This window comes from Bacillus sp. 491mf (assembly GCF_900112415.1).
Lineage (GTDB): Bacteria > Bacillota > Bacilli > Bacillales > Bacillaceae_G > Bacillus_A.
This window is the reverse complement of the sequence record NZ_FOLV01000006.1, coordinates 44024-68411: the sequence shown is the minus strand read 5'-3', so window position 1 is coordinate 68411 and position 24388 is coordinate 44024. Positions and strand designations below refer to the sequence as shown.

Here is a 24388-nt window from a genome sequence, read left to right as displayed (position 1 = left end):
TTTCTCTTGAAAATGAATATGAGATGACACTTTATTTCCCCCTTTCTTAGTAATACTTTGATTTTCTTATAAAATTTTTCTCTGTTTTATAATGCCTAATACAATTGGAATACCTAAACCGCTAATTGTTAGCGGTAAAAACCATTTTCCAAAACCACTACCCCACCCCAATCCAATAAAAGCGGATTCAAATACAATGAAAGAAAAGATAATTAAACAGATGTTTTTTAATTGATTAATTATTTTTCGACTTATTAAATAAAACTGTCTTGCATTCGATTCATTAAATCTTTCAGGATAATTATGTGATTCTGGGTGTTTTTCTAAAATTTTCATTAACAATATAATAAATAATCCAATACCAGGTAAAATTAATAATTGCCATTTTGAATCCATACGATCCACTTCACCAAGACCATTAAAATGTGTAGGTACTTTTTCAGGTAATTGATTCCAAACAGATATTAAGAAGATTATAGAACCGATATAAAATAAAAAACCTATTATGTCCCAAATCCATTCACTTTTTGTTTTTGGAATCTTAATTTTAGGCCTATCTAGCATATTTAACATATAATCACTCCCTTACATAATCATAGCATTTTTATTAAAAAAGCCTGTAATATTCAAAAAAATATAAGAATGGAATAATAAGAAAAAATGAAATATAATATTGCCTCTAACATGGGCATACTACACTTATTCTAATTAGGAGGTGCTCCATGAAAAATCAATCGAACGACTCTCATCGCACTGGAGATGAGAGATTCAACACAGCTGGACCTACTACTGATGAAGCAACTACGGGTTATGTTCGGGCGAAAGATACTTCTCAGTCCAAAGGGGAATCTAGCAGCGAATTATCAAGTAAAAAAGATGTTCTATAGTTATTAATGAATTTTTTAGTGGATATTCTAGAAAGATTTATGCAAAAAGCATGGTAATTTACCATGCTTTTTGGGTGCGTTTTATGAACTAGTTTTACTTAATAATGCACCGATAGCACCGCTAAATCCAGGATCTTTAAAGAAAATAGGATTTTTATTGTTCTGTAGTGTATAACCGCTTATGATATCTTTTAACGGTTCATTATTTGATAAAGTAGATCCGATATAAACAATATTATCTATGCTTTGCGCCTCTGCAATTTGAAGACTTAAAGTTGTAATAACCTCTCCAACAAGCCCTTGAACAGTTGCGATTAAATCTGATTTATTATTAACCCCTTTATTAATGGCAGCATTTCCAAAGTTACTGGCAGTTAGATCTCCATCAATAGGAGATTTTATTTCGCTATAAATATCACTAACTTTTATATCTAAGTTTGTCCTAGAACCAGTTTTTGAATATTTTACGATTTCATCAAAATTTTCGATACCAGTTAATAGTGTAGATAACCCTTTCAATGTGCCACCACCTATTCCAGTTCCGCCTATACGATTGTATGTATTTCCGAACATTATATGTATGGAAGTACCTGTTCCAATATTGGCAACTACATAATTCTCAAGGGAATAATTACTTTTATGCAGTAGATAATTAACCCCTCTACATGTAGCATCGAACTCTAGAATATAATGAATATACTGTTTCCCTAAAATAAGCTTTTTTAACTGTTCAGCTTTGCCGCCAGTAATACATATTTCATTTATTAAATCATTCGTATTAATCCACCTTGCTACTTTTTCAAGTTCATTGGAAGAAAATTGATGAAGTTGTAATTCATTATCCTTATCAAAATAAGCAATTTTGGTTAATGTGCCTCCAACATCGATACCGACAGTTCCTTGCATTTGTTCACTCGCTCCTTATTTAGATTCACTCGCTCCTTATTTAGATTCATTCGTGTGCTTACTATATGAATTTAATGATACTTTCCTGTATATTAGATTGTCATTTGGGCTTTCTTTATTATTTTACTTTATTTTGGGAATTTTTCCAATTTTGAATGTTATACATACCATACTTTCTATTTTGAGCTACTAGAATTACATTGAAATAAAAGTATGGAGATAACATGAATATATACAAACAAAAAGAATGCACATATTAGATGTATCTATATGCGCATTCTTTATTGGGCTTGTTATTGAATTAATCTATATCGTTAATGAAGAAGTATTATTTACTTCGTATTATTGCTCTTTATTATTTCCACCAATCATCAAACATAGTTGTAGGAAGTTGTCGTTTATGTTCTGTAACTAAATATCGTTTTTCAATTGCTTCTGCTACTTCTTTAGATACTTGCTTTCCTTCTAAATAATCATCTAGTTCTTCATAAGAAATTCCTAGCTCTGTTTCATCTGCTTGTTGTGGTTTATTATCTAATAAATCAGCTGTTGGAACTTTTAAATACAATCTTTCAGAAGCACCTAAAGCTTTTAATAGTTCTCTTCCTTGTCTTTTTGTTAATCCCGATAACGGAAGAATGTCGGCGCCGCCATCTCCGTATTTCGTGTAGAAACCTGTAATAGCTTCTGCTGCGTGGTCTGTACCGATGACAAGTAGACCATTTTGCCCACCAACTGCGTATTGTGAAATCATTCGAACTCGTGCTTTTACATTTCCTTTATTGAAATCTGTAAGCTCTTCTTTTGCATCTTTTTCATATTGCTCTGCGAAAGCGTCTACTGTAGTTTTAATATCAAGTGCAAGTTCTTCATCTGCTTGAATGAATTGTAATGCTGCTTGTGCATCATCTTCATCTTTTTGAACTCCGTACGGTAGGCGAATAGCTACAAATTTTACATTATGTCCTTCGGTTCTCAATTCTTCTACCGCTAGTTGAGCGAGTCTTCCAGCCAATGTTGAATCTTGACCACCGCTAATTCCTAAAACGAATCCTTTTGCTCCTGTTTTAAGTACATACTCCTTTAAAAAATCGACTCTTTTTCGAATTTCTTGATTAGGATCAATGACTGCTGACACATTTAAGTCTGACATGATTTTTTGTTGTAAATTTGTCATTTCAAAATCTTCCCTTTCAGTTTTTTTGCGTTTTATATGATATGTAATCTCTATTATTGATACAAACCTTGTTCTTTAATGTAATAGTAGCAGCTATCCGGAAGTAGGTAACGCGGTTCACCGCCCTTAGAAAATTCTTCGCGTATATATGTAGAGCTAATTTCCATAGCTAATCCTTTATCGATTAATTGAAACCTACCATCGTCATAATTACGAAGGAGAGCAGATCGACTAATCGTTTGGAGCATATCGATACCATTGCGAGCCATAACGATAAAATTATTTTCACTAATCAATTCTTTATCCATCTTCCATTTTCCATCAGCGATATCTACTAAAAGGTCTGCACCCATGATAAAGAATAATTCCGCTTCTTTAAATATAGTCCTAAAATGCTTCATTGTATAGTATGTATAATGTTCGCCTGGTAATACGTTTAATTCATGAGTGTCCAGAATGAACTTCGGGTTATCTTGTATGGCTAAACTAATCATCTTAGTACGATGATCCCCGGTCGTCTTTATTTTCTTATCAATGCGCATGTTTGTAGAAGGTAAAAAGATAATGTAATCTAGTTTTTTACGATGCGCTACAGTTGAAGCAGTCCACAAATGAACATTTGTAATGGGATCAAATGATGAACCGTATATCCCAATTCGTCGCCCTTTTTTAAACAGCTCACTAATATCTTTTTCTGGATTCAATTTTTGAAGATACTCCATACTTTTCGTTGATTCGATTTCATTTATTTTCATTTTCAATCATCTCCGCAACTTTTTGTTTTACTTCCTCAATATTCTTCATTTTGTTGTCCCAACACTTTTGACTAAGGTCCATAGGATATTCTTCTGGATTTAATCCACGTTTATATTCATCCCAAAGTAAATCTAAGTTTTCTTTTGTGAATTGCTGGATTTCCTGCAGTGATGGAGATTGATATACACATTCACCCTCTAAGAAAATATCGTGATGCAGCTCTTTAGCCTCAAAGTTAGTTACAAATTTACTAATGAATGTATGCGTTGGATGAAACATTTTTAATCGATCTTTTTCAGCTGGTTTTTCTGTCTCTAACGCGATGTAATCTCCTTCTGATTTTTTGTTTATCGTATTAATAATACGGTACACTTTCTTAAGACCCGGAGTAGTTACTTTTTCTGGATTGGAACTGATTTTAATTGTATCCACCATTTCACCGTTCTTATCTTCGATGGAAACAAGTTTGTAAACGGCCCCAAGTGCAGGAGAATCAAATGCTGTAATTAATTTTGTTCCAATTCCCCAAATATCAATTTTCGCTCCTTGTGATTTTAAATGAGTGATCGTTTTTTCGTCTAAATCATTAGATGCAATAATTTTTGTTTCTGTATATCCGGCAGCATCTAACATTTTTCTTGCTTCTTTAGATAAATAAGCTAAATCTCCACTATCTAATCGAATTCCCTTAAAGTTAATTTGATCGCCGAGTTCTTTGGCAACTTTAATAGCATTTGGTACCCCTGATTTTAATGTATCATAAGTGTCTACTAAAAATACGCAATCCTTATGTCTACGAGCGTATTTATGAAAAGCTGTGTATTCATCGCGGTATGCTTGAACCATTGCATGTGCATGTGTACCAACTACGGGAATTCCAAACAATTTCCCAGCACGTACATTAGATGTAGCTTCAAAACCACCGATATATGCAGCTCTTGTACCCCAAATCGCTGCATCCATTTCATGAGCCCGGCGAGTTCCAAATTCCATTGCAGTTTGTTCTCCTACTACTTGTTTCATCCGCGAAGCTTTCGTTGCAATCAATGTTTGGTAATTTACAATGTTTAGAATAGCTGTTTCAATGAGTTGGGCTTCTACTAAAGGTGCCTCTATTCGAAGTATTGGTTCATTCCCAAAAACTAATTCTCCTTCTTTCATTGAGCGGACAGTTCCGGTAAACTTTATCCCTTTTAAAAACTTCAAAAAATCCTCTTGATACCCTAATTCATCGCGAAGATATGCAATATCACTTTCAGTAAATCGGAAATTTTTTAAGTAATGTATGATTCTTTCTAAACCAGCGAAGACAGCGTACCCATTTCCGAATGGAAGTTTTCGAAAGAATACCTCAAATACAGCTTTACAATTATGCATTTTATCTTCCCAGTACGTTTCCGCCATATTTATTTGATAAAGATCAGTATGTAGTGCTAAGCTATCATCTGTATATGTATGATTCATTATAAATTCCTCCCGGTATGTAAACATATATTTTATTCTCGATAATATTTAACAATTAACAAATTGTTAAATATTTATTTTAAAAAAATTAATATCTAGCCGTGTATATTGGTTGTACTATGTCCATCTCTACAAAACGATATAATTGTGCGGACTTTTTCGATGTTCGTTGAGTCGTTTGACCCGTAATTTCTTGAATAAACGGCAACGTTTTTATTTTTCTCGCGAATGCCTGTCCACTCTTAATTGCTGGATCCTCAGTAACAGTTAACAATACGGCTTGTAACTCAGAATATGTGAAACTCTTTGGTAAGAAGTTTTTTGCGACAGTTGTTTGAAGTAAATCAATTGTAATGACTTTGATTGCTTCACTTATGATCTGATAATGATCAAAAGCTAAATCTAATTTCAAGACTTCATCAATTGAAAATAATGTAACTTCTGCAGCATCGTCATTTGCTTGACGTTTTTCTAAATAATACTCTGGTACAATCGCATAATGGGCGTTAGAAATAATCCAACCACGTGGATCACGGCCAGGTTTATCATATACACCATAATGCTTAATATGTATACCTTCTACACCTGTTTCTTCCTCTAACTCTCGCTTTGCTGCTTCAAACGCTGTTTCATCCTCCTGTACAAAGCCGCCAGGTAACGCCCATTTCCCTGCTTCAATATTAGGTTTTCCTTCTGCATTTGTTAATGCCCGTTTTATCAGCATTAATTTCAGAGCCATAACAGGAGGTTTATGTTCTTCTTTTTCTTCAGTAACAATAGTAAATACTGCAATATCTGATGTATATCCATCAGGTGTGTGATATTTTTTTACATCATATTGTTTTAGAGCTTCTTGGTTTGACATTTGTCCCCCTCCTAAACGGTTAGTATTTCTCTTTACGTATTTCTTTCTTCTTAATAATTAACAATACGTTAATTATTAATTACAATTATGCACGAATTATTTTTAATTGTCCATAAAAACTTTAAAAAAATTCTGTTCAGTTACAACTCTATGCTTGAGACGTGATTGGATGCTTTATATGTATAGGAAAGTCCTCATTACTAGCGGATTTTACAAATAATACTTCACTTCCATTAAAGATACTACTTTCTATTTGAATATTTTCATAGTCTGGGGTGTAATGAAATACTATTTTTTTCGTAGAATGATCAGCAATTTTTGTTAAAATGTGCTGAATTTCAAGTCCTCTTTTACTAACAATATCAAAAATATGAATTTGTTCTAGTTCTCTTTTAAATATAACAATCACATCTTCAGGTTCAAGATAGTAAATATCATGAGGAAAAACATGTAGACAGTAAAACATAAATATGTGTTGTGCATTTTTTGTGCTAAATATTTGAGAAACAGGAACTCTTTTGGTTGCAAATTCATATATGAAATGTCTATCTTTTATGTTAGTTATATCTAATTTATGAATATTTGTATTTAAACTCTCTTTTAAAGAGAAATCCATTGAAAATTCATATTCATTAACTGCTTTGAAACCAAATTTCGGATAAAAATCTAAGACATTTTTATTTGCGAATAGATATATAAAATCATAGGTTCCATCGTATTCTTCTAAAACTTTATTCATTAAAGCAGCCGAAAGCCCTTGATTTCGATAATTTGGATGTGTCATAACGGTGCCAATTTGTATGGCCTTCTTGTTTTTACCATCTATCACTAAGTCAAGAACGTTAACTGAAACATTAGCTATTACTGTGTCTTCATGAACATAAGAAAAAGGAATATATCGATTATTCCAGAATCCTTTTAGATAATACTCCTCAAAGCTTATACCGAATATATTATTAGTAAGTTCACAATAACTTTTTCTAAGAGCTTCATTATGCTTATAATCTTTTATAAAATATAGTTGACTCATTTAATCGTTCTCCCTTTATTTTGTTATCTTTATTATAGCAAGGAAATTAATACTTAAAGGGATAAATATTCCATGTAATTGTAAACGCTCCTTTTCAGCAATCATTATCAATTTCCCACTTACATAACTGACACCAGTAAATTTAAATTTCGTTTTATAAGCATCACACTCCTTGTATATTAACTGCTTTTTAAGAATATAATTTCAATACGTATTATTAGAAATTTATTGCATGTTTTAAAGCTTCTTTTTTATAGGGAATACATAACTTTGGTAGATCGCATGGTCTAAGATGAATTAATGAGTACTATCTCAATTGATGTACATAGTATGTAAATATTTTCTTTTTATTGGAGGGATTCCATAATGGTTGATAATATACAACAAATAATTCAAGAACATAGACAATTTTTCCATAATGATCATACAAGAAGTCTTCACTTCCGTCTTGAACAACTAAAAAAACTAAAAAACTCTATTCAAAAATATGAAAATCAAGTGCTGAGCGCATTATATCAAGATTTACACAAAAGTGAGTTTGAATCATATGCTGCAGAAATTGGTTTCGCATATAACAGTATTAACTTTATAATGAAATATCTAAAAAAATGGATGAAGCCTCAAAAAGTAAAAACACCTATTCATTTTGCACCTTCCAAAAGCTACATAATAAAAGAACCATATGGTACAGTGCTCATTGTTGGACCTTTTAATTATCCATTTCAATCATTAATTGAACCTCTAATTGGGGCAATTGCGGCAGGAAATTGTGTAGTTCTTAAGCCTTCAGAAAATGCACCCAATGTTTCAGCTGTAATGAACAAAATAATAAGTGAAACGTTTGATAAGCAATATATTCGTGTAATTGAAGGAGATAGAGAAATAACTTCTTTATTGATTCATGCACCATTTGACCATATCTTTTTTACTGGTAGCGTTCCAGTTGGAAAAATTGTCATGGAAGCTGCGGCGAAAAACCTTGTACCAGTAACATTAGAGCTTGGTGGAAAAGGGCCAGCTATTGTCGATGAAACAGCTAACCTTGATATAGCAGCCAAACGTATTATCTGGGGAAAATTCATAAATGCCGGGCAATCTTGTATAGCGCCTGATTACGTTATTGCACACAAATCTATCAAGGGAAAACTGGTTTCAAAAATGAAAGAAGTTATCACAAGTTTTTATGGATCAGATGTATCAAAAAGCAATGATTATGGTCGAATTGTCAATGAGAGACAGTTTGATAGACTTCTTTCTATATTAGAACAAGACCAAAATCATATACTATTTGGTGGGAATTCATCTAGAGGTCATTTATATATTGAACCAACACTTCTTGAAGTAGAATCATGGGATGATGCAGCTATGAAAGAAGAAATTTTCGGACCAATTTTACCAATTATGGAGTACAGTAATTTAGATGGGGTCATTCACATGATTAACAACTATCCCAAACCGTTAGCTTTATATGTGTTTACTGAAAGTAAAAATGTTGAAAGACAAGTATTAGGACGAGTTTCTTTTGGAGGAGGATGCGTCAATGATACAATGTCACACATGGCTAATCTCCATTTGCCTTTTGGTGGAGTAGGAAGTGCAGGGTTCGGTGCCTATCATGGCAAACATAGTTTTGATACTTTTACACATCATAAAAGCATTTTAAAGAAAAGCTCAAGGGTAGACTTTGGATTGGTATTTCCACCGTACAGGAATAAAATTAAAATTTTGCGAAAGATTTTTAAGTAATAGATTGTTGATTTTTGGATTTTAGGGAGTCCGGTTACAGGGAAAAAGCCAATCTCTAAAAAAATGACTTTATGGCATATTGAGAAAGAAATATAATACATCGCCAGATTCTTATTCAGACGGTATCCCTATTTTAAGATAATCTGTAACTTCTTATCTAAGTACAAACGAAAAAGGAGAATGCTATGTATTGGCTTAGCGTTTTGTCACAAGAGTCATATAAACTTCACGATTATTTTAAAACATTTTCTTATTCTAAAAAACTCGTGCTCACTGCCATTTTTTCCGCACTTGCAGCGATCCTGCAGTCAACCGGAAACCTTCTTCCAGGGATCGGATATCTCATTAGTCCTTTTGCTACTGCTCCTATTTTAATTTGTACTATTGTATCGATTCCCTTTGGAATTCAAAGTTATGTTTTAACCTTTCTTTTACTGGTTCTGATCCAACCCGGTGAATCTTTTGTTTTTCCGTTCACAACAGGAATAGTAGGTTTAGGAATTGGATTATCTCTTTTTAGTTTAAAAAGACGAATCAACATTATCGTTTTTACATCATTCTTATTGCTAGGTGGAATCTGTTTCCTTCTCTATATTCTCCATTTCCCTGTTTTAGGTCCAGTCGTCAGTACATCAATTTCATTAAAAATCATAGGATATATTTATATTTTTTCTTTTGTGTACAGCTGGATATGGGTAGAATTGAGCCGGGTATTCTTTAAGAAATGTTATAAACTGATAGGAATAAGTAGATAACGAGTAAAGCCGACCTCCTTAATATTGTGATGGTCGGCTTATATATTTAAACCATTTCCTCAAGATTCATTGAGAGCCATTAAAATTATTAACTACATCTTTTCATTGGGAACCAAATTTTACAATTGATTCTATCATTTGTTCCCAATCTTCACTATGAATCTCATGCCCTGATCCTTCAAGAGTCACTAATTCAGCATGGGGAATGGCTTTCGCAAGAGCAAGTCCATGCTCGTATGGCAGAGCTGGATCTTCTGTTCCGTGAATAATGAGTACCGGTATGCTGATTTCTCTCATCCTATCGTAATAATCACCTCCACCTTGCAGCATGGCATGATTAAATCTACTTGGAAGTTGTTTAGCGCGGATCACTTCTCTTTTCGCCAGTTTATATATTCTTTCCCTCTCATAAGGTTTGGAACCGGCTAAAGTTTTCCATACACCCGCAATATAGGAAACAGCCGCTTCTTGATTTGACCAATCTACTGAAGTACTCTTTGCATGGTAATTTAGGATATTCTCATCCATCGGAGGAAGTTTTTCCATCTCAGTCCCGAACACACTTGATGCAATTAAAGTAAGCGTAAATATACGATTCGGATATCTCAAGGCAAGAATTTGACCAATCAAACCACCTAAAGACATTCCAACGACATGAGCTCGCTTTATGGAATAAGCATCCAGAACTCCAACTGCATCAGTAGCCATGTCTAATATTGTGTAGTTGGAAGTACCAGGTTCATAAGTAGTCGATCTCCCGAGATCACGATGATCGTATCGAATGACAAATCTTCCTTGATCAGCGAGGCGGAGACAGAAGTCCTTATCCCACCAATCTAATGAAGACATAGCTCCCATGATTAAAAGTACAACAGGGTCCTTAGGATTTCCAAAACTTTCTGTACAAATCTCTACTTTATTTATTTTCAGTATTCGTTCAACCATGTTCCCCCTCCTTTAACATTAATTACCTACTATTATAAGATATCAGGATGTATTAGGTCATGTATGTTAGCTTTTAAATATTTCTCAAATTTTATTAATCATGAAGACTCTGAACCGCTTGTTTTGTCTTCTTTTTAAGATATATTATTCTTGTTCCATCATCGCTTCCTTTGGTACACCGAAGAAATAGGTTACGATAAACCCACCGACGTATCCTGCAAATAATCCAATGACGTATTTCCACCATACTCCACCAGCAATCAAAGGAATTAATGCTAGACCAGATGGTCCGATCGTAATTGTACCAACGTTACTAAGTAATCCGATGACTGCTCCTCCAATACCTCCACCGATACATGCGGTGATAAAAGGATGGCCTAATGGTAATGTGACACCGTAAATTAATGGTTCCCCAATGCCAAGAATTCCTACTGGGAGTGCACCTTTGATTACATTTGTTAAAGATTTATTTTTACGACAGCGAATCCATAATGCGATTGCTGCTCCAACTTGCCCAGCCCCTGCCATCGAAAGAATAGGAAGTAATTGTGTCATACCTGTTGAATTAATCATTTCAATATGAATTGGTATTAATATTTGATGTAATCCTAACATAACAAGTGGTAAGAATATTGCGCCAAGTACAAATCCAGCAAATGCACCACCGCGTAATAATACCCAATTGATAGCACCAATTAAGTTATCTGAAACGAAACCTGCTAATGGCATGAGTAAGAAAATTGTTACAAGCCCTACTATTAATAATGAAATTGTAGGTGTCACAATCATATCAATTGCATCGGGAATCACTTTACGTAATTTCTTTTCTACAAATGCTAAGATCCAAACAGCTAATAATACACCAATAACTCCACCTTGTCCTGGTGATAACGGCTGACCAGTAAAGATATTAAGAATTGGATGTTCTGACGTCATGCCAGTTAAAAGGGTAATACCACCGATTACTCCACCAAGTGCTGGCGTTGCATCGAATTCTTTTGCCGCATTAATGCCGACATAAATTACTAAATAACTAAATAGTGCATTTTTAATCACATTTAAAACTGTTACGTATTGTCCCCAAGTTTCTTTGTCTAAATTTCCAGCAGTAATATTATTTAATAGGATAGAAGCAATACCAGCAATTAACCCCACTCCAACGAATGCTGGTATAAGAGGAATGAAAATGCTTCCAACTTTTCTTAAAAATTTTTTAAAAGGTGTATGATTCTTTTTCTTTAATTCTGCCTTAATTTCTGCACCTTTTGCTTGTAGTTCTTCTGCAGAAGAAGCTTTTGAAGAACCACCTTTTCTCTCTGCTAATAAAATACCGAATTGTTCTGCTACTTTTGTTACAACACCTGGTCCAAGAATAATTTGGTATGTTTCATCATCAACAGTACCAAGAACCCCATCAATCTTTTTTAATACTTCGCCATTAATTAAATTACGATCTACAGGTGTAACACGAAGACGTGTCATACAGTTTGTATATGCTGAAACATTGTCATTACCGCCAACCGCATCCAAAATTTGAGATGCCATGCTATGATATTTATTCATCATGTCTCCCTCTTTTCGGTTATTTTATTGCTTGTCTAACAAATCCTTGCGTTTCTGCTAATTTCTGTATTGTTTCTTCTTTCGAAATTCCTGTTAAAATCATTACAATTGCAATTTTAGGCTTATGATCTGCTTTTACTAAGTAGGTTTCAGCTGTTTCATAATCGCAAGATGTTGCTTCCATCACGATAAGCTTTGCGCGCTCAACTAACTTTTCATTTGTTAATTGAACATCAACCATTAAATTCCCATACACTTTCCCGATTCCTACCATAGAAGCTGTTGAAAGCATATTACAAATTAATTTTTGTGATGTGCCTGCTTTTAAACGGGTGGAACCAGTTAATATTTCTGGTCCGTTTACTACTTCAATGGCAATGGTTGCAACTTTTCCTACTGCCGAGCCTTTGTTACAACATATTGCGACTGTTTGTGTCCCAATTGAATTGGCATATTCTAATCCACCAATAACGTATGGAGTTCGACCACTCGCTGCAATTCCTACTACAATATCTTTGTTTGTTAAATTAATATTTTTTAAGTCTTGAATACCTAATTCTCTACTGTCTTCTGCACCTTCTACTGCTTTCATGAAGGCTTTTTCACCGCCAGCGATTAATCCGATTACTTCTTCTGAATCTGTTCCGAATGTTGGAGGACATTCAACCGCATCTAACAAACCAATACGTCCGCTCGTTCCAGCTCCTATATATATGAAGCGGCCGCCTTTTCTTTTTGCTGTAACAATCGCTTTCACTGCCTTAGTGATTTGTGGAAGTTCTTGTTTCACTGCTTCTGCGACTTTTGCATCTTCTTCATTCATGATTGTTAAAAGTTCAATTGTTGACATTTCGTCTAAATTCATTGTTTTTTTATTGCGTGTTTCAGTTATTAAATGTTCTAGCATATTCATCACCCTCATTTATTTTGAAATATATCAAATAGTATTCATGCACTCGATGATGTTTCATCTTCTCCATGAATACTATTTATTTTATATTGCTATGCCAAACGCTTAAAAAAGAGTCTTAAATTGTTATTTCTCGCAAATTGTAAATAATCTTGATGTTATTAGATCCGGTGTACTAATGAAGCACCTTGATGTAATAAAGGAAAATGGGATATGAGTCCCTGCTATGCCGGAACCGAAAAATAATTTTTTAATTTAACGAGAGATTACTTGGACAAGAAAAAAATGGTAAAATCGACAAAGAACTTTATGGGAGGTGAACCAATTAAAAGGATTATTCCATCTTGGAGTATTCGTATTTTAATAAGAAAGTAGCTTTAAGGAGGGTGAAATGGAACCGAAAATAAATATCAATCATTCAGCACATTTTTCTTGGCTGTCACGCTGGCCGCAATGGACCGGGTATGCTGCAGCTATATGGTCTCTACTATACGGGTTACTCGGGCTGTATTGGTTATTTGGAGGAACTAGATTTCCTTTTGGTAAAAGCGATTTACGTGGAAAAATGATGGGCTCGTTTTTATCAGATCTTAATGTAGAGGTCGGAGGAACAGTCATTGCCACTGCTGGATTAGTGGGAACAGTGGTAGCTTTTGCGATGATAAGTACATGGGGACGCCGAATTCCTAGTGTGATATTGCTCTCTTTTGCATGGATAAAGAGTGTTACGCTTGTATTGATAGTTCCCGATGCTCGAATTGTGCAGAACTTTGCTTATTTATTTTTGCTTCATTTCGATCTGATTGACTGGAGAGTTGCTAATCAAGTCTTTTGTATAGTGGGCGGCTTCATATGGGGTGCTTCTGCTTTAGCGTACTTTCGTCTCACACGGAATGCTTGTGTCAACTGCGGCAGGAAGGACGTTTCTGAAGGATCATCAGCAAAATCTGCTGCTCCTCAGTGGGGAAAGTGGTTTACCTACCTAGCGGTCATTTTGGCGTTTCCATATGGTATCGTCCGCTGGGCATGGGCCCTAGGTATTCCATTGGGGACAAATAACATAGCAATAGTTGGGAATGAAGACATTGTAATAACTGAAGCCATCTTAGGAGGGTTATGTATTGGCGGTGGAATCCTAACCCTAGGGCTTATTCAGAGATGGGGAGAAATTTTTCCACGTTGGTGTTTATTTCTAGCAGGTAAACAAATTCCAATCTGGATTGTAGTAGCTCCTGCCACGTTGGTTTCGGCTATAATCACAATAACAGGTCTGAAGCTTAGTCCCTCAATCATATATATGATGGTTAATGGTACAATCACTATCGAAAATTGGGGAAAACTTGTTCCCTTTTTATCCTGGCTGCCTTGGGGAATATCACTAGGGATCGCAATTCTGGCCTATTATTTAAGAAGACGCGGTCGATGTAAGCATTGTGGTAAACTTTAGTACTCATCGTTTTTCTACCAAGACTCCATGGAGCGTTAATATAGATAATACCAAAGAATAAGTTTAGATTATAACTAATCCTAGAATAATTACTATTTTGTGATTCAATCGAGATACGTGTAAAACTAGGTCATAACAATACATTTATTTCATTTGACTGCTTATATCGGCTCTATAAGATGATTTGAACATTCTGATACCAACTGTATTATTATGGACGTTAAAATTCATTACAAGCTAATCTGAAGTGTCGATTTTTTATACATCTGTACGATTTTTCGTTCAAATGTATAAATATAGAAAAAGTATCCTTTATAGTGTAAGGATACTTTTTTATTCTTGCTATGTTAGGTCCCACCACATGCCCATCAAGCTAAAATTTTGAGACACTTATGAGAGTTCAGCTCATTTTTTTCTTTTTGCGGTAGTCGCTTTTCTTAAATTGGAATTCTCTTCTTTATTTCCTATAAATTGTTCATTTTTTCGGAAATACTATTATAAGTTTTTATTCACTAACTCTAAGGTGCTACTTATAAAAGCTTGATAAGGCGTTTTGGGTAGCGAATCTATTTTACTAGCTGCTCTCTGAGCATAGATAAGTGCTTCCTCTACTCTTCCAAGTTGCAAAAGACAATTTGCCCTATATGCATCTGCAGTGTAGAGAATACATAATTCAAGTGGGTAAATAATCGTATTTGGCAGCTTGAATTGCTCAAATGCTTCAAGAGCTTCTTTTACATACCCTTTTCCTAATAATGCTTTCCCTTTTTCAAGATAATAATAGTCACTTCCGATATTCCCCTTTACTAGGGTAGCAAACCTATCTAAGTAATAAAGGGCCTGTTCATAATTCTTTGATGTTTGATTATGGTAATGTGCTTGAAGTAACAGTGTAAAACCTAGAGACTCATCATTTTCACTAAAAATAGCAAACTGTTCTGACTTCTTGATAAAATAAGCATAATCATTTTCATTGTTATGAATAAGGGCTTGGAACGCTGCAATTCGAAAAATATTATCCATCTTATAAAAGATCATTTTCCTCTTGGATAGTTCAATTAATTGATTAAGCTTACTCTTTCCTGCTTTATAGTCACCTATCCCAAAGAGTAAAACCATTTCAACGTAATTTGCTTCTATTTCAACGACCATATCGATCACTGTTGCTTTTTCATGATACTCTTTTCTTATATTTCGCAACATTATTAGGGCATTATAATAATTCTCCTCTTTTGCATGGTATTCCACTATATGCACTTTAGCAGCTACACAGTGACTATAGAGAGATAACCGTTCATAGATCGCTATTGCTTGTTCTATCAACATTTCTCCACGTTTTTTCTCGGATTTCACAATTACCCTTCCAGAAATTTCTAATATCCTAGCAGATTCAAATGAAATGGGAAACTGTTGGTCCAACATGTCTTGTGTCAAATTAATTATCTGTTCATCATTATTTTTTTCAAACGCTTCTTCTACCTTATTAAATAAGTCCTTTAGCCCATCGGATGTAGGGCTTCCTAACAAATATTGGGGATCGCAGCCCAACTGGTGCGCGATAAATTTTAAACTATCCATCGAAGGGTTCGAGTGCCCATTTTCAATCATGCTTAACATCCCTTTTGACATTTTATTACCAGCTAACTCTACAAGTGTCATACCTCTTTCTATTCTTAATTTATTTATTCGTTTTCCTAACTCATTCATATTCAACATCCTTTGTAATTCAATTTACTAGTTCAATTATATTAAACCTTAGCTTGAAAAGAAAATCAGTACATGTTACGATAAGTTCAATTAAATTGAACTTGTTAAATCGGAATTTTCAATGGATAAAAAGAAAAAGGGAGAATTGGATATGAGCGAATTTATTGCGAATGAAACAGGACAAAAATTAGATATAGGTGGTATTGAATTATACTATGAATTGTTAGGGGGAAATAATGAAGGTCCAACCCTAGTTTTTGATACTGGATATGGAGCCACTTTAGAAAGCTGGAATCCTATTAAAGATGACATTTCAAAGTTCTCAAAAATGTTTATTTATGATAGAGCCGGTATTGGCAAAAGTGGAATGAATGAAACCCCTCGCCATAGTCAACAAAGTGTCGAAAATCTACGTATCTTACTTAATAAAGCAGGTATAAAACCTCCATATGTATTAGTTGGGCACTCATTTGGAGGATTAAATACAAGATTATTTGCAAGCACTTATCCAGAGGAAGTAGTAGGAGTAGTTCTCTTAGACTCAACTCATGAGGATCAAAACAGAATATTGCCCTCTTTATTTACAAAAGGGGTTCAGGAGGCTTATTATAATCAATTTACTTTGGAAGGTTCTCTTAATGAGGTGGAAGAAAGTTTAGAACAAGTTCGTACTTCTAAATCACTTGGAAATATTCCACTCATTGTTGTAACAGGAGGTCTGCAACCTTTTCATACGGCAGAATCTATGGCTACTTGGATGAAATTCCAGAGAGAGCTTGCTAACTTGTCAACTAATAAAAAACATATTATTGTTGAAGATGCTGGACACGCAATACATATTGATAAACCTCAAGTTGTTGTTGAGGTAATAAGGGATATATTAGATATAGTGAAAAATAACAATAAACGCTCTACTCTGTAATTTTATGTTGTTGAATCATTATTACGGGCATTAATAATTTAAGTTTAAATTCATGTTAGATATCCTCTTATATTAAACGTATCACCTGTACAATAACGACACATTTAATATAAGAAACGATACTTTTTCTTTCTAAAATAGTAATTGGTTAGCGGAGAAAAGTAGTTTTTCATCCCAAGGGTAATTCTAGGATATTTTTTTCCTATTTTTAAAATATTCGGCTTCAGGATTCTTCCGATAAATCCGAGTGTTTAATTTTAAGCGAGAGATGTAAAAGGATCCTCTCACATCCATTTGATGTAGATCTTTCAGGTCGAAGTAACCTAAATCACGTATACATAAATCATCTCTTTGTACCGTTTGCAAACAAGTGGAACTATAGGTTCGGTCATTTTGTGTATCGGGTTCTAAATGAATATGTAAAAATTCATTTACACCTTTTTGAAGGGATTTTTCTACTACGTCATAAATAGCAAAAAGGGACCTGAAATAGATTCCTTCTTGCTATTTTATAATACCTATTTTATCTTCATCATGTTTTCTCTAACCTATAGAATAAGTTTGAAATTTACATAGCATTTGGCATTATGATCTCACTATTAGCGGCCATTTTTGATTATCATTACCGGTTTTCGGGTATGCAGTTACATTCGTTCTATTATCATATGAGCTTTCGGAAACATCTAACACATAATCGGAGAATTGTTCATTTTTCACATAATAGTATTCATCTTCAGCATGTTCAAGTATCCAACCTTGTGAATCTAAACCTTCATCATAAGAGTCAATAAGAGATTTAAGCTTGTTTATGTTCTGCTTCCTAATTGTTTTAAACTCAAACAATTTTACACTGACAATAAGAGCCATCATAGGGTTAATCCTGCATCCGTTAATAAGCAAAAGGTCTGAAATCCTCAATATAACAAAACCTGTATTATAGACTTTTTCGTAGTTTGTTTACTAGTGGTTCACTTATCTAACCTAAAGATAAGTATGTAGTCCTTTTACAATTTGAATTTCTTTTTAAGCTTCTTATATTTTCTATATGAACGTCTAACAATGTTTAACATGAAATACGGTATTTTAACAGGGAAAGGCAATTTATAAATGAAAGGCAAGTAAAATGTAAAATATGCCTTTTCTAGGTCTCTCCACTTACTATCTTCTTTTGTTTTTAAGAAATCAGATACATCGACTACATATCCTCTTCCGTTTTCCATCATCACATTTTTCCCGTGAACATCACAAGGAGTTAATCCTTGTTCCCTTGCATACTCTAAAGCTTCATTGATATCAAGGATTACCTGCTTAGGAATTTTAATCCCCTTATGAATAGCATCGTATAAGGTAATTTCTTTTAAACGTTTCAATACTATGAAATTTTTCCCTTTATATATAAGCTTCGAATAAGAAGGATGATTTCCGATTCTTCGGTATACTTCTGACTCTTTTTCAATTCCTTCTCCTTCTCGCGCGTAAACTTTCACTACCCAATCATTGTATTCTTTGTTCATAAATACTGCGGCATAATTACCTGTCCCTAAACACTTCCAAAGTCTAGGAATATTTTTAACTACTACAGGCTCGAATTCATCCTCACTTCTTATGCTTACCTCTTTTAATAATTCGTCCTTTATCAATCCCACAAAACTATTTATACTCATCATTTCCACTCCGGTTTTTCTAAAAGGGGTCCCACCCACATTTTAACGAATGTTGGTGCTACCTCAATTACTATCTTAACAAATTAAAATTTTGTCTCTCTATTCTTTCATTCTTTCCTCATACTGTTTGGCAAGTTTATAAAATGAAGATCGTTTGATGTCATACTTTTTCATAGCTCCTACTGCTGTAATTGAACCAGATTTCCATTTCTTATAAGCCTCAATAAATTTTTCTGTTATTTCGACAGGAGGACGTCCTAAATGTTTACCTTATTTTCTGGCAAAAGCAATTCCTTCAAACAGATTTCTGTAAAGTGAGAAATCGATATTTACAGACGTGGTTTTTTATAGTTTTCTATGTATCTGTAAAGGTATACTTTAAGTTGATGGATGTGTAGCGATCCCCCCACCAGTCACTTTTGTATTAACAATTATGCGTAACTTCTAGCTCATTATTAGCATAGATTGTTCCGTAAGTAGCACAAAGTAACATTCCACCACAAACCTCGCTACTCACTTGAAAGTTTATGTTATCTTCATATGTATCTATGCTATTAGCTTTAATTGTATCTACAAGTTTTTTGAAATCAAGAACCGGTAGATATTTCGTTATAATTTCATAGCTTGATAAATGATCTTCATTATTATATGCATTATATTCCTGAATTTCTTTATAAATCGGACTTGGACTATATGGATCATGTTGCAATTGTCCATTTTCATCTTCGAATTTTTTTATTTCTTCTTTAACTATATAATCTGGATAATCTTCACTACCCTCATCTTCATCACCGAATTCCCAAAATGGATATTCTATATCACATAAGTGCGATATAATCCACATTAGAAATTGCTCATTTATAAAACCCACATTTGCTTCTAACTCCTTGAATCTATTACCATAATATTTTGTAGCCTTTTCTATCTTCTCTTCTGGGGACATATCATCCGTCGCCCCTGTTATATCGCATCCATCTAAATTTATAAAAATGCTATTGAATTTACCTAAAACGCCTAAATCAACGGTTTCACTCCAGTAGGCTTCACCATCTCTATCGCTTTTTATCATAATATCCTCCATTCTGCTGCTATCGCCTCAAACCCACGTTTCAATTAGCCTTTTACATCCATCTAAAGGTTTTCCTATCGACCCATAATTCTTTTTTCCTAGAATTATAGAATGTCCCCTAGTAACTCGTCTTAAATACGCCCAGTCATTTGGAAGTTTCCGTAGGAAATTATGGGTATTCCTATTATTTGATTTAACTGGAATAAAGAGAACAATAGGTACGGTCAAATCGTCTAGCAACCAAATCTTCCTTACGAATAAAGAAGTGCAGTACCCCTGCGTCCCACCAGCAGAAGCCAACGTCATCATCAGTTTCCAGCTCCAACAACATCTGCATATCCGCGACTTCCTGCTTCGCCTTTTCCTTATCACCACCGAAATGTGTCGCGAGCTTCTCCAATGTTTTATCCGTATTATACTCGTATTCTTCACCAGTCAGCAACATCAAAGCTGCTTCGTATTCCGAGTCATCATGCTGTCCTATCGGATAACCAAACAGTTGAATAATATCGTCATCTTCTTCGTCTCGAATTTCATAAAGCAAATCATCATAATCATCTAAGGTAACTTTATCACTCTCTATCTGCTCATTATCAATGTAGGCGAAACCTGGCGGCTCCAGTGATGGACGCGCTTTCAATTCATAGCCAACATAAGTAGTTTCCAACGCAGTCTCACTTGGCAGTTCACGACGGACAACAGATAGTACCTCTGTTTCATCAAACCATATAACTCGATGTTCAATATTGTAAGCTGGCTCATCGATTCCAAGAAAAAAAGACAACATCCCTGTCTTTGGCAATAATGCGTTAGCATCGTTCTTCGCCACATCACACATATTCAATTGAACTAAGAAGGTCATTGGTGTCCCATCTGTTGTAAGCGGCCATGCAAATTGTGGAGGCAGATCTGGATCGCCACCAACACGCGAACACCCCGTCTTTGTGTAATCTGTCTCGCCCACTTTTGCACAACGCACCCCGTGCCGCGATGTCTCCATCAAATAGTTTATCGCATGTTCAAAACCATTATCCTTCAATTGCTGCTTCAGCTTAATTCGACTCTGCTCCTGTAATTGCACGCTAATCCTCTCCCTATTCTCTCATCTAAATAAGTGCATCTACAACATATTCTACCATTTCATACGACACTATACACCATCAGATACGTGATAAAATTCACCCCAATAAACCCAATGAAAATGTAAAAAGAAATCCATTATGGTTTTTTTGTATTACTGTAATAAAAATAAATCTTACTTTTTCTGGACAAAAAAACAAAACAACACAATAATTGGAACTATTTACCGTTTAATTATTTTATACTTAACAAGTATTCGAAAAATCATTTTATAGTGGAGGGCAATACAAAATGAAATTAGGTAAATTAGTATTTATTGGAGCATTAACATTCGGAAGTTTTACAGCTATAGAAATGACTATGCTAACAAAACAAGCTTCAGCAGCTACACAAGATAATTTCACTGTTGTTTCTACAGCAAATTCATATTATCAAGGGCAAAGTTTTTTATTCAAAGCTACAAATGATAATCCATATAGCGTATGGTATCAAGTGAGCATTGAAAAATTAGTCAAAGATAAATGGGAATATTATGATGCAGATGGATTCCATTCAGAATTACCTGCCAACACAGATGAAGATTTTGATATTTGGACCGGTTGGGGTGGACAAATTGTATCCCCTGGTATGTATCGTCTAAAAGTGGAAACAAAACATTCTGATGGAAAAACAGGCGTTTTTTATACTGAACCAATTGAATTAAAGAAAAGCAGTTGGATGGAAGAATAAAGTACGGTTTGGAAATGAAAGCCGTTTTAATAGCAAGGTATATAGCGCCCTACTTCAAATAGCAAGTCTATAGAGAAAACAACAAAGAAATGGGGGTTCAAATGAAAAAAAGTGTAATTACATTTATTACTTTCACCCTTTTTTGTGTGTCTTGTAGCCATAACACAGAGAGTTCTAAAGAAATAGAGAGTACTGGTGCTGCAATCGATGATCCATCTTTAAATTCGCCTGAAGGTAAAAAATTAATGGAATTAGGTAAAAGAGCAGACGAAATGGCACTGGAACAAGAAAAGAGGGGATTTTATAGAACAGGAACAATAGAAAGAGGTAAAATTAAAACGGAAGAGAATAGCTTAGGAATTAGACGATGCGAAGGCTTCATAGGTGAAATAGGCCAATTTATGAAAGTAAAGAAAGATGCAAATTGGTCGTTCTCCCTAAATGAAGAAACCCAGAGAGGCATTATAACAGCATACATTATCGATTCTCATGAGAATATTGTTTTACAGTTAAATCATGAACAGAAAGAAAAAGACATTCAAATCCCTCAAGATGATGTGTATCAAGTAAAAGTAACTGGTGAAGATTTTAGTGGTAAATTTTTTTTATCATATAAACAAAAATCATAGATGAATGCATGAACTGGGGTTCGACTGAGATACATGTAATTTCGGGTCAAAAGCTTTAGTTTATTTACAATAAACACATTTATCCCGCACTAACGGGCAGTAAGACCCCGATTGGTTCAACTAACCATCAGTGGGGGATGAAGAAAACCCCCACTGATGGAAGTTTCACTTTATTATTTTTAAATACTACATGTAACATAAACCTTCATTTCTACTCAAATCTGGAACTAAGCCTACATGGAGATTATTTTATTTACACTGCTATGCTAAATACTCAAAAAAGAGTCTTGATAATCAAGACTCCTTTTCGAGTAACAATTTGTATTTCTTTTTATCGGTTATTTTTCATCACGGGAAAATATTTACTAAATTGATAAGTGGACAATAAGTTCTTTAGTTTCTTTTATCTACTTCATTAAGCAAATACTTTTTTTAATCACTTTGACGTAGACTCAAAATGAGCGGCAATAGTTATCGCATCTTCGATAGAACCGCTTGTCTCTATTCCATATAAAGTATTTCCATTTTGCCAATATACACGGTTTTGTTTGTGTCTGTTATCCACCTCAACAACTGCGTAAGAGTTTGGAGTTGGTAATTTTGTTTTTTCCATTTGTTTCACAATAGATTTTGCTATAGGTATATTTTCATCTTTATTTGTCGATGGACTTTTCACAAAAATTGCCCAATGATCCTTAACAAAATTCAAATACATTGTTCCTGCTGCTCCTTCAGTAAAACCTTTAATCCCATTTCCTACATCTATTGCAGTAGGATCATCTTTGCTTGGAACATCTTTTTCGTAATCAGGATTTAATACAAATGTTGAACATAAACTTTTACCGGCTTCTTCCTTTGTCTCATACTGTTTGACAGATAGTTTTGCAATTTGCTTAGCTTGATTAGAATCCGAAAGTGCAGCGGAGTCGACAGGGATTGGACTGTTGCTTTCAAAAAATGTAACAGTGTAATTTTTATCTTGCCCTTCTGTGTGTGCAGATAAAGCCTTTTTTTCATTAGACAAAGGGATTTCTGTTGGTAAGAAAATATTTATTTTTGTTTTTGCTTTTAAAGCCGTTTGAGTCGCTGCAAATACATCTTTTTGTTTCGGTGCATGAGACTCTTGTTTCTTATCGTGTTGTTTTTCTGTTTGATCCTTAGATACAATAGATTCTTTTTTGTCACATGCTCCTAGTAAGAGTAGGGAAACACACATGAATGCTGAAAGTTTTTTCATTTCTTTTACCTCGAGTTTATTAATTTTGTAAAAAATAACATTATGAATTTAATTATAAAGTGACTTCAAAACAAAACCTATGACATTTTTTTTAAAGTCTCTAGTATAGCAACCGTAAACGCAGAGTTTTCTTCTTGTTCTAAAGCTCGGAAATACAAGCTTCTTAAGAAGTTTCTAATGTTTTGTACTAAAATATCATTTCGAGAAGTTGACGCTTCTTCAATTTTTGTAAGGCTATGAAGCCAATTGTTCCATTCTTCTTGAGTTAGGAGATTTTGGTTCCATATAGACGTTACTGCTGTCACTAATCTCTCATCTTCAAAGTTTATGTATACGTAATCATGCAGACGAACCTTATGAAAAATAACAGTTAGGATTCCATGTGAAAATTCGCGATTTCGTATCGTACGAGCTAAAGCGTCTAGCGCATCTGCGGCATGTGCAGTAGAATGAGCCCAGCCTTTTCCATCTACAAAGCCCCTTACATCTTGTTCAAGATATACATATTCAAGAACTTGTTCTGCTACGCTGTAGAGTTGTTCTTCAGATAAGAACGGTTCTTTTTCATGAACAGATAAAATAAGCGGTGGGATTAGAACTGAGAAAGCCCGTTTAAAAACGGAGTCTGTTCCTTTTTCACCGATTTTATAAAACAAATAATCAGGACTTAGCGCCTGCAAGAGTAGGCCGCGTAATTCTTTTTCTCTAAATACTTCATCAGTAATCCATCGCTCAAGCGTACTGTAAATCAATTCATCACGAAACTCTGCATCAGTTGAACCGATATAATCCATCATCCATTGTGCATATGGATATGCGTCCACATCTTCTGGTACAGCGAAATTGTTATTTTTGATTTGTTTCAGTTCTTCTTTCAATTCTTGTTCATCCATCATTGCA

At 34.3% G+C, this 24388-nt stretch carries 25 protein-coding genes and 2 pseudogenes; 7 read left to right on the top strand and 20 right to left on the bottom strand.

Features of this window, described 5'->3' with window-relative positions; genetic code table 11:
• Positions 1 to 66 precede the first annotated feature (66 nt).
• Positions 67 to 573: a DUF1648 domain-containing protein gene (locus tag BM211_RS08585; RefSeq protein ID WP_090996405.1), complete on the bottom strand. Its 507-nt coding sequence runs from the start codon at positions 571 to 573 to the stop codon at positions 67 to 69.
• Positions 574 to 722: 149 nt separating this feature from the next.
• Here BM211_RS08585 and BM211_RS26400 point away from each other — a divergent pair, with 149 nt between their 5' ends.
• Complete coding sequence (locus BM211_RS26400; RefSeq protein WP_177206902.1) at positions 723 to 887, top strand: hypothetical protein; 165 nt, start codon at positions 723 to 725, stop codon at positions 885 to 887.
• Between the two features lie 81 nt (positions 888 to 968).
• On the opposite strand, the gene coaW is transcribed toward BM211_RS26400, so the two are convergent.
• The 6 genes from coaW to BM211_RS08555 form a co-directional block, all read right to left on the bottom strand.
• Entirely contained in the window at positions 969 to 1793 is an 825-nt protein-coding gene (coaW, locus tag BM211_RS08580) for a type II pantothenate kinase (RefSeq protein ID WP_090996402.1), read from the bottom strand.
• Between the two features lie 355 nt (positions 1794 to 2148).
• Entirely contained in the window at positions 2149 to 2970 is an 822-nt protein-coding gene (gene nadE / locus BM211_RS08575) for an ammonia-dependent NAD(+) synthetase (RefSeq protein WP_090996399.1), read from the bottom strand.
• Between the two features lie 53 nt (positions 2971 to 3023).
• Positions 3024 to 3725 (bottom strand): nicotinate (nicotinamide) nucleotide adenylyltransferase, encoded by a 702-nt coding sequence (nadD, locus tag BM211_RS08570; protein ID WP_090996396.1) that lies wholly within the window; start codon positions 3723 to 3725, stop codon positions 3024 to 3026.
• Entirely contained in the window at positions 3712 to 5190 is a 1479-nt protein-coding gene (locus tag BM211_RS08565; RefSeq protein WP_090996393.1) for a nicotinate phosphoribosyltransferase, read from the bottom strand. The genes nadD and BM211_RS08565 overlap by 14 nt, the downstream gene beginning before the upstream one ends.
• Positions 5191 to 5278: 88 nt before the next feature.
• A complete protein-coding gene (locus tag BM211_RS08560) occupies positions 5279 to 6055 on the bottom strand; it encodes an NUDIX domain-containing protein (protein ID WP_035431248.1) in 777 nt (258 codons plus the stop codon).
• Between the two features lie 148 nt (positions 6056 to 6203).
• Positions 6204 to 7085 (bottom strand): GNAT family N-acetyltransferase, encoded by an 882-nt coding sequence (locus BM211_RS08555; RefSeq protein ID WP_035431245.1) that lies wholly within the window; start codon positions 7083 to 7085, stop codon positions 6204 to 6206.
• Between the two features lie 366 nt (positions 7086 to 7451).
• On the opposite strand from BM211_RS08555, the gene BM211_RS08550 reads away from it, so the two are divergent.
• A complete protein-coding gene (locus BM211_RS08550) occupies positions 7452 to 8831 on the top strand; it encodes an aldehyde dehydrogenase (RefSeq protein ID WP_090996390.1) in 1380 nt (459 codons plus the stop codon).
• 185 nt (positions 8832 to 9016) lie between these two features.
• Positions 9017 to 9586, top strand: coding sequence for a hypothetical protein (locus BM211_RS08545; RefSeq protein ID WP_090996388.1), 570 nt, complete (start codon positions 9017 to 9019; stop codon positions 9584 to 9586).
• A 102-nt stretch (positions 9587 to 9688) separates the two neighbouring features.
• On the opposite strand, the gene BM211_RS08540 is transcribed toward BM211_RS08545, so the two are convergent.
• The 3 genes from BM211_RS08540 to murQ all read right to left on the bottom strand — a co-directional run bounded on the left by BM211_RS08540 (position 9689) and on the right by murQ (position 13001).
• Positions 9689 to 10531, bottom strand: a complete 843-nt coding sequence (locus BM211_RS08540) for a CBF family alpha/beta fold macrolide esterase (RefSeq protein WP_090996385.1) — start codon at positions 10529 to 10531, stop codon at positions 9689 to 9691.
• A 144-nt stretch (positions 10532 to 10675) separates the two neighbouring features.
• Positions 10676 to 12094 carry a PTS transporter subunit EIIC gene (locus tag BM211_RS08535; RefSeq protein WP_090996382.1) on the bottom strand — a complete coding sequence of 473 codons (1419 nt, stop codon included), beginning with the start codon at positions 12092 to 12094 and terminating at the stop codon, positions 10676 to 10678.
• A 19-nt stretch (positions 12095 to 12113) separates the two neighbouring features.
• Complete coding sequence (gene murQ / locus BM211_RS08530; RefSeq protein ID WP_035431233.1) at positions 12114 to 13001, bottom strand: N-acetylmuramic acid 6-phosphate etherase; 888 nt, start codon at positions 12999 to 13001, stop codon at positions 12114 to 12116.
• A gap of 394 nt (positions 13002 to 13395) precedes the next feature.
• Here murQ and BM211_RS08525 point away from each other — a divergent pair, with 394 nt between their 5' ends.
• Positions 13396 to 14451 carry a hypothetical protein gene (locus tag BM211_RS08525; RefSeq protein ID WP_256217050.1) on the top strand — a complete coding sequence of 352 codons (1056 nt, stop codon included), beginning with the start codon at positions 13396 to 13398 and terminating at the stop codon, positions 14449 to 14451.
• A 495-nt stretch (positions 14452 to 14946) separates the two neighbouring features.
• Here BM211_RS08525 and BM211_RS08520 read toward each other — a convergent pair whose 3' ends face one another.
• Positions 14947 to 16158, bottom strand: coding sequence for a helix-turn-helix domain-containing protein (locus BM211_RS08520; protein WP_231559678.1), 1212 nt, complete (start codon positions 16156 to 16158; stop codon positions 14947 to 14949).
• A 151-nt stretch (positions 16159 to 16309) separates the two neighbouring features.
• On the opposite strand from BM211_RS08520, the gene BM211_RS08515 reads away from it, so the two are divergent.
• Positions 16310 to 17080 (top strand): alpha/beta fold hydrolase, encoded by a 771-nt coding sequence (locus BM211_RS08515; RefSeq protein WP_177206901.1) that lies wholly within the window; start codon positions 16310 to 16312, stop codon positions 17078 to 17080.
• A gap of 204 nt (positions 17081 to 17284) precedes the next feature.
• Here the strand turns inward: BM211_RS08515 and BM211_RS08510 are convergent.
• From BM211_RS08510 to BM211_RS08480, 7 genes and pseudogenes are all read right to left on the bottom strand, one after another.
• A pseudogene (locus BM211_RS08510) lies at positions 17285 to 17539 on the bottom strand (transposase); the annotation flags it as partial.
• Positions 17540 to 17665: 126 nt separating this feature from the next.
• Positions 17666 to 17947, bottom strand: a complete 282-nt coding sequence (locus tag BM211_RS08505) for an RICIN domain-containing protein (RefSeq protein ID WP_035431225.1) — start codon at positions 17945 to 17947, stop codon at positions 17666 to 17668.
• Between the two features lie 137 nt (positions 17948 to 18084).
• On the bottom strand, positions 18085 to 18744 hold the full coding sequence (locus tag BM211_RS08500) for a protein kinase family protein (protein ID WP_141771613.1): 660 nt from the start codon (positions 18742 to 18744) through the stop codon (positions 18085 to 18087).
• 99 nt (positions 18745 to 18843) lie between these two features.
• Positions 18844 to 19041: pseudogene (locus BM211_RS27000) on the bottom strand (recombinase family protein); the annotation flags it as partial.
• Positions 19042 to 19168: 127 nt separating this feature from the next.
• A complete protein-coding gene (locus BM211_RS08490) occupies positions 19169 to 19813 on the bottom strand; it encodes a hypothetical protein (protein ID WP_090996370.1) in 645 nt (214 codons plus the stop codon).
• 27 nt (positions 19814 to 19840) lie between these two features.
• Complete coding sequence (locus BM211_RS27405; protein WP_141771612.1) at positions 19841 to 20119, bottom strand: dihydrofolate reductase; 279 nt, start codon at positions 20117 to 20119, stop codon at positions 19841 to 19843.
• Positions 20007 to 20894 carry a YwqG family protein gene (locus BM211_RS08480; RefSeq protein ID WP_090996363.1) on the bottom strand — a complete coding sequence of 296 codons (888 nt, stop codon included), beginning with the start codon at positions 20892 to 20894 and terminating at the stop codon, positions 20007 to 20009. The genes BM211_RS27405 and BM211_RS08480 overlap by 113 nt, the downstream gene beginning before the upstream one ends.
• Before the next feature lie 290 nt (positions 20895 to 21184).
• Between BM211_RS08480 and BM211_RS08475 the strand changes: the two genes are divergently transcribed.
• Entirely contained in the window at positions 21185 to 21622 is a 438-nt protein-coding gene (locus tag BM211_RS08475) for a DUF5065 family protein (RefSeq protein WP_090996360.1), read from the top strand.
• A gap of 101 nt (positions 21623 to 21723) precedes the next feature.
• A complete protein-coding gene (locus tag BM211_RS08470; RefSeq protein ID WP_090996357.1) occupies positions 21724 to 22251 on the top strand; it encodes a hypothetical protein in 528 nt (175 codons plus the stop codon).
• Positions 22252 to 22687: 436 nt separating this feature from the next.
• Here the strand turns inward: BM211_RS08470 and BM211_RS08465 are convergent, their stop codons facing one another.
• Positions 22688 to 23488, bottom strand: coding sequence for a hypothetical protein (locus BM211_RS08465; RefSeq protein WP_090996355.1), 801 nt, complete (start codon positions 23486 to 23488; stop codon positions 22688 to 22690).
• Between the two features lie 77 nt (positions 23489 to 23565).
• Positions 23566 to 24384, bottom strand: a complete 819-nt coding sequence (locus BM211_RS08460; protein WP_090996352.1) for a DUF2785 domain-containing protein — start codon at positions 24382 to 24384, stop codon at positions 23566 to 23568.
• Positions 24385 to 24388: the final 4 nt, after the last annotated feature.

Coding starts and splice junctions, on each gene's coding strand:
- BM211_RS08585 (WP_090996405.1), bottom strand. CDS start 573: ATGTTAAATATGCTAGATAGGCCTAAAATTAAGATTCCAAAAACAAAA.
- BM211_RS26400 (WP_177206902.1), top strand. CDS start 723: ATGAAAAATCAATCGAACGACTCTCATCGCACTGGAGATGAGAGATTC.
- coaW (WP_090996402.1), bottom strand. CDS start 1,793: ATGCAAGGAACTGTCGGTATCGATGTTGGAGGCACATTAACCAAAATT.
- nadE (WP_090996399.1), bottom strand. CDS start 2,970: ATGACAAATTTACAACAAAAAATCATGTCAGACTTAAATGTGTCAGCA.
- nadD (WP_090996396.1), bottom strand. CDS start 3,725: ATGAAAATAAATGAAATCGAATCAACGAAAAGTATGGAGTATCTTCAA.
- BM211_RS08565 (WP_090996393.1), bottom strand. CDS start 5,190: ATGAATCATACATATACAGATGATAGCTTAGCACTACATACTGATCTT.
- BM211_RS08560 (WP_035431248.1), bottom strand. CDS start 6,055: ATGTCAAACCAAGAAGCTCTAAAACAATATGATGTAAAAAAATATCAC.
- BM211_RS08555 (WP_035431245.1), bottom strand. CDS start 7,085: ATGAGTCAACTATATTTTATAAAAGATTATAAGCATAATGAAGCTCTT.
- BM211_RS08550 (WP_090996390.1), top strand. CDS start 7,452: ATGGTTGATAATATACAACAAATAATTCAAGAACATAGACAATTTTTC.
- BM211_RS08545 (WP_090996388.1), top strand. CDS start 9,017: ATGTATTGGCTTAGCGTTTTGTCACAAGAGTCATATAAACTTCACGAT.
- BM211_RS08540 (WP_090996385.1), bottom strand. CDS start 10,531: ATGGTTGAACGAATACTGAAAATAAATAAAGTAGAGATTTGTACAGAA.
- BM211_RS08535 (WP_090996382.1), bottom strand. CDS start 12,094: ATGAATAAATATCATAGCATGGCATCTCAAATTTTGGATGCGGTTGGC.
- murQ (WP_035431233.1), bottom strand. CDS start 13,001: ATGCTAGAACATTTAATAACTGAAACACGCAATAAAAAAACAATGAAT.
- BM211_RS08525 (WP_256217050.1), top strand. CDS start 13,396: ATGGAACCGAAAATAAATATCAATCATTCAGCACATTTTTCTTGGCTG.
- BM211_RS08520 (WP_231559678.1), bottom strand. CDS start 16,158: ATGAATGAGTTAGGAAAACGAATAAATAAATTAAGAATAGAAAGAGGT.
- BM211_RS08515 (WP_177206901.1), top strand. CDS start 16,310: ATGAGCGAATTTATTGCGAATGAAACAGGACAAAAATTAGATATAGGT.
- BM211_RS08505 (WP_035431225.1), bottom strand. CDS start 17,947: ATGGCTCTTATTGTCAGTGTAAAATTGTTTGAGTTTAAAACAATTAGG.
- BM211_RS08500 (WP_141771613.1), bottom strand. CDS start 18,744: ATGAGTATAAATAGTTTTGTGGGATTGATAAAGGACGAATTATTAAAA.
- BM211_RS08490 (WP_090996370.1), bottom strand. CDS start 19,813: ATGATAAAAAGCGATAGAGATGGTGAAGCCTACTGGAGTGAAACCGTT.
- BM211_RS27405 (WP_141771612.1), bottom strand. CDS start 20,119: ATGACGTTGGCTTCTGCTGGTGGGACGCAGGGGTACTGCACTTCTTTA.
- BM211_RS08475 (WP_090996360.1), top strand. CDS start 21,185: ATGAAATTAGGTAAATTAGTATTTATTGGAGCATTAACATTCGGAAGT.
- BM211_RS08470 (WP_090996357.1), top strand. CDS start 21,724: ATGAAAAAAAGTGTAATTACATTTATTACTTTCACCCTTTTTTGTGTG.
- BM211_RS08465 (WP_090996355.1), bottom strand. CDS start 23,488: ATGAAAAAACTTTCAGCATTCATGTGTGTTTCCCTACTCTTACTAGGA.
- BM211_RS08460 (WP_090996352.1), bottom strand. CDS start 24,384: ATGATGGATGAACAAGAATTGAAAGAAGAACTGAAACAAATCAAAAAT.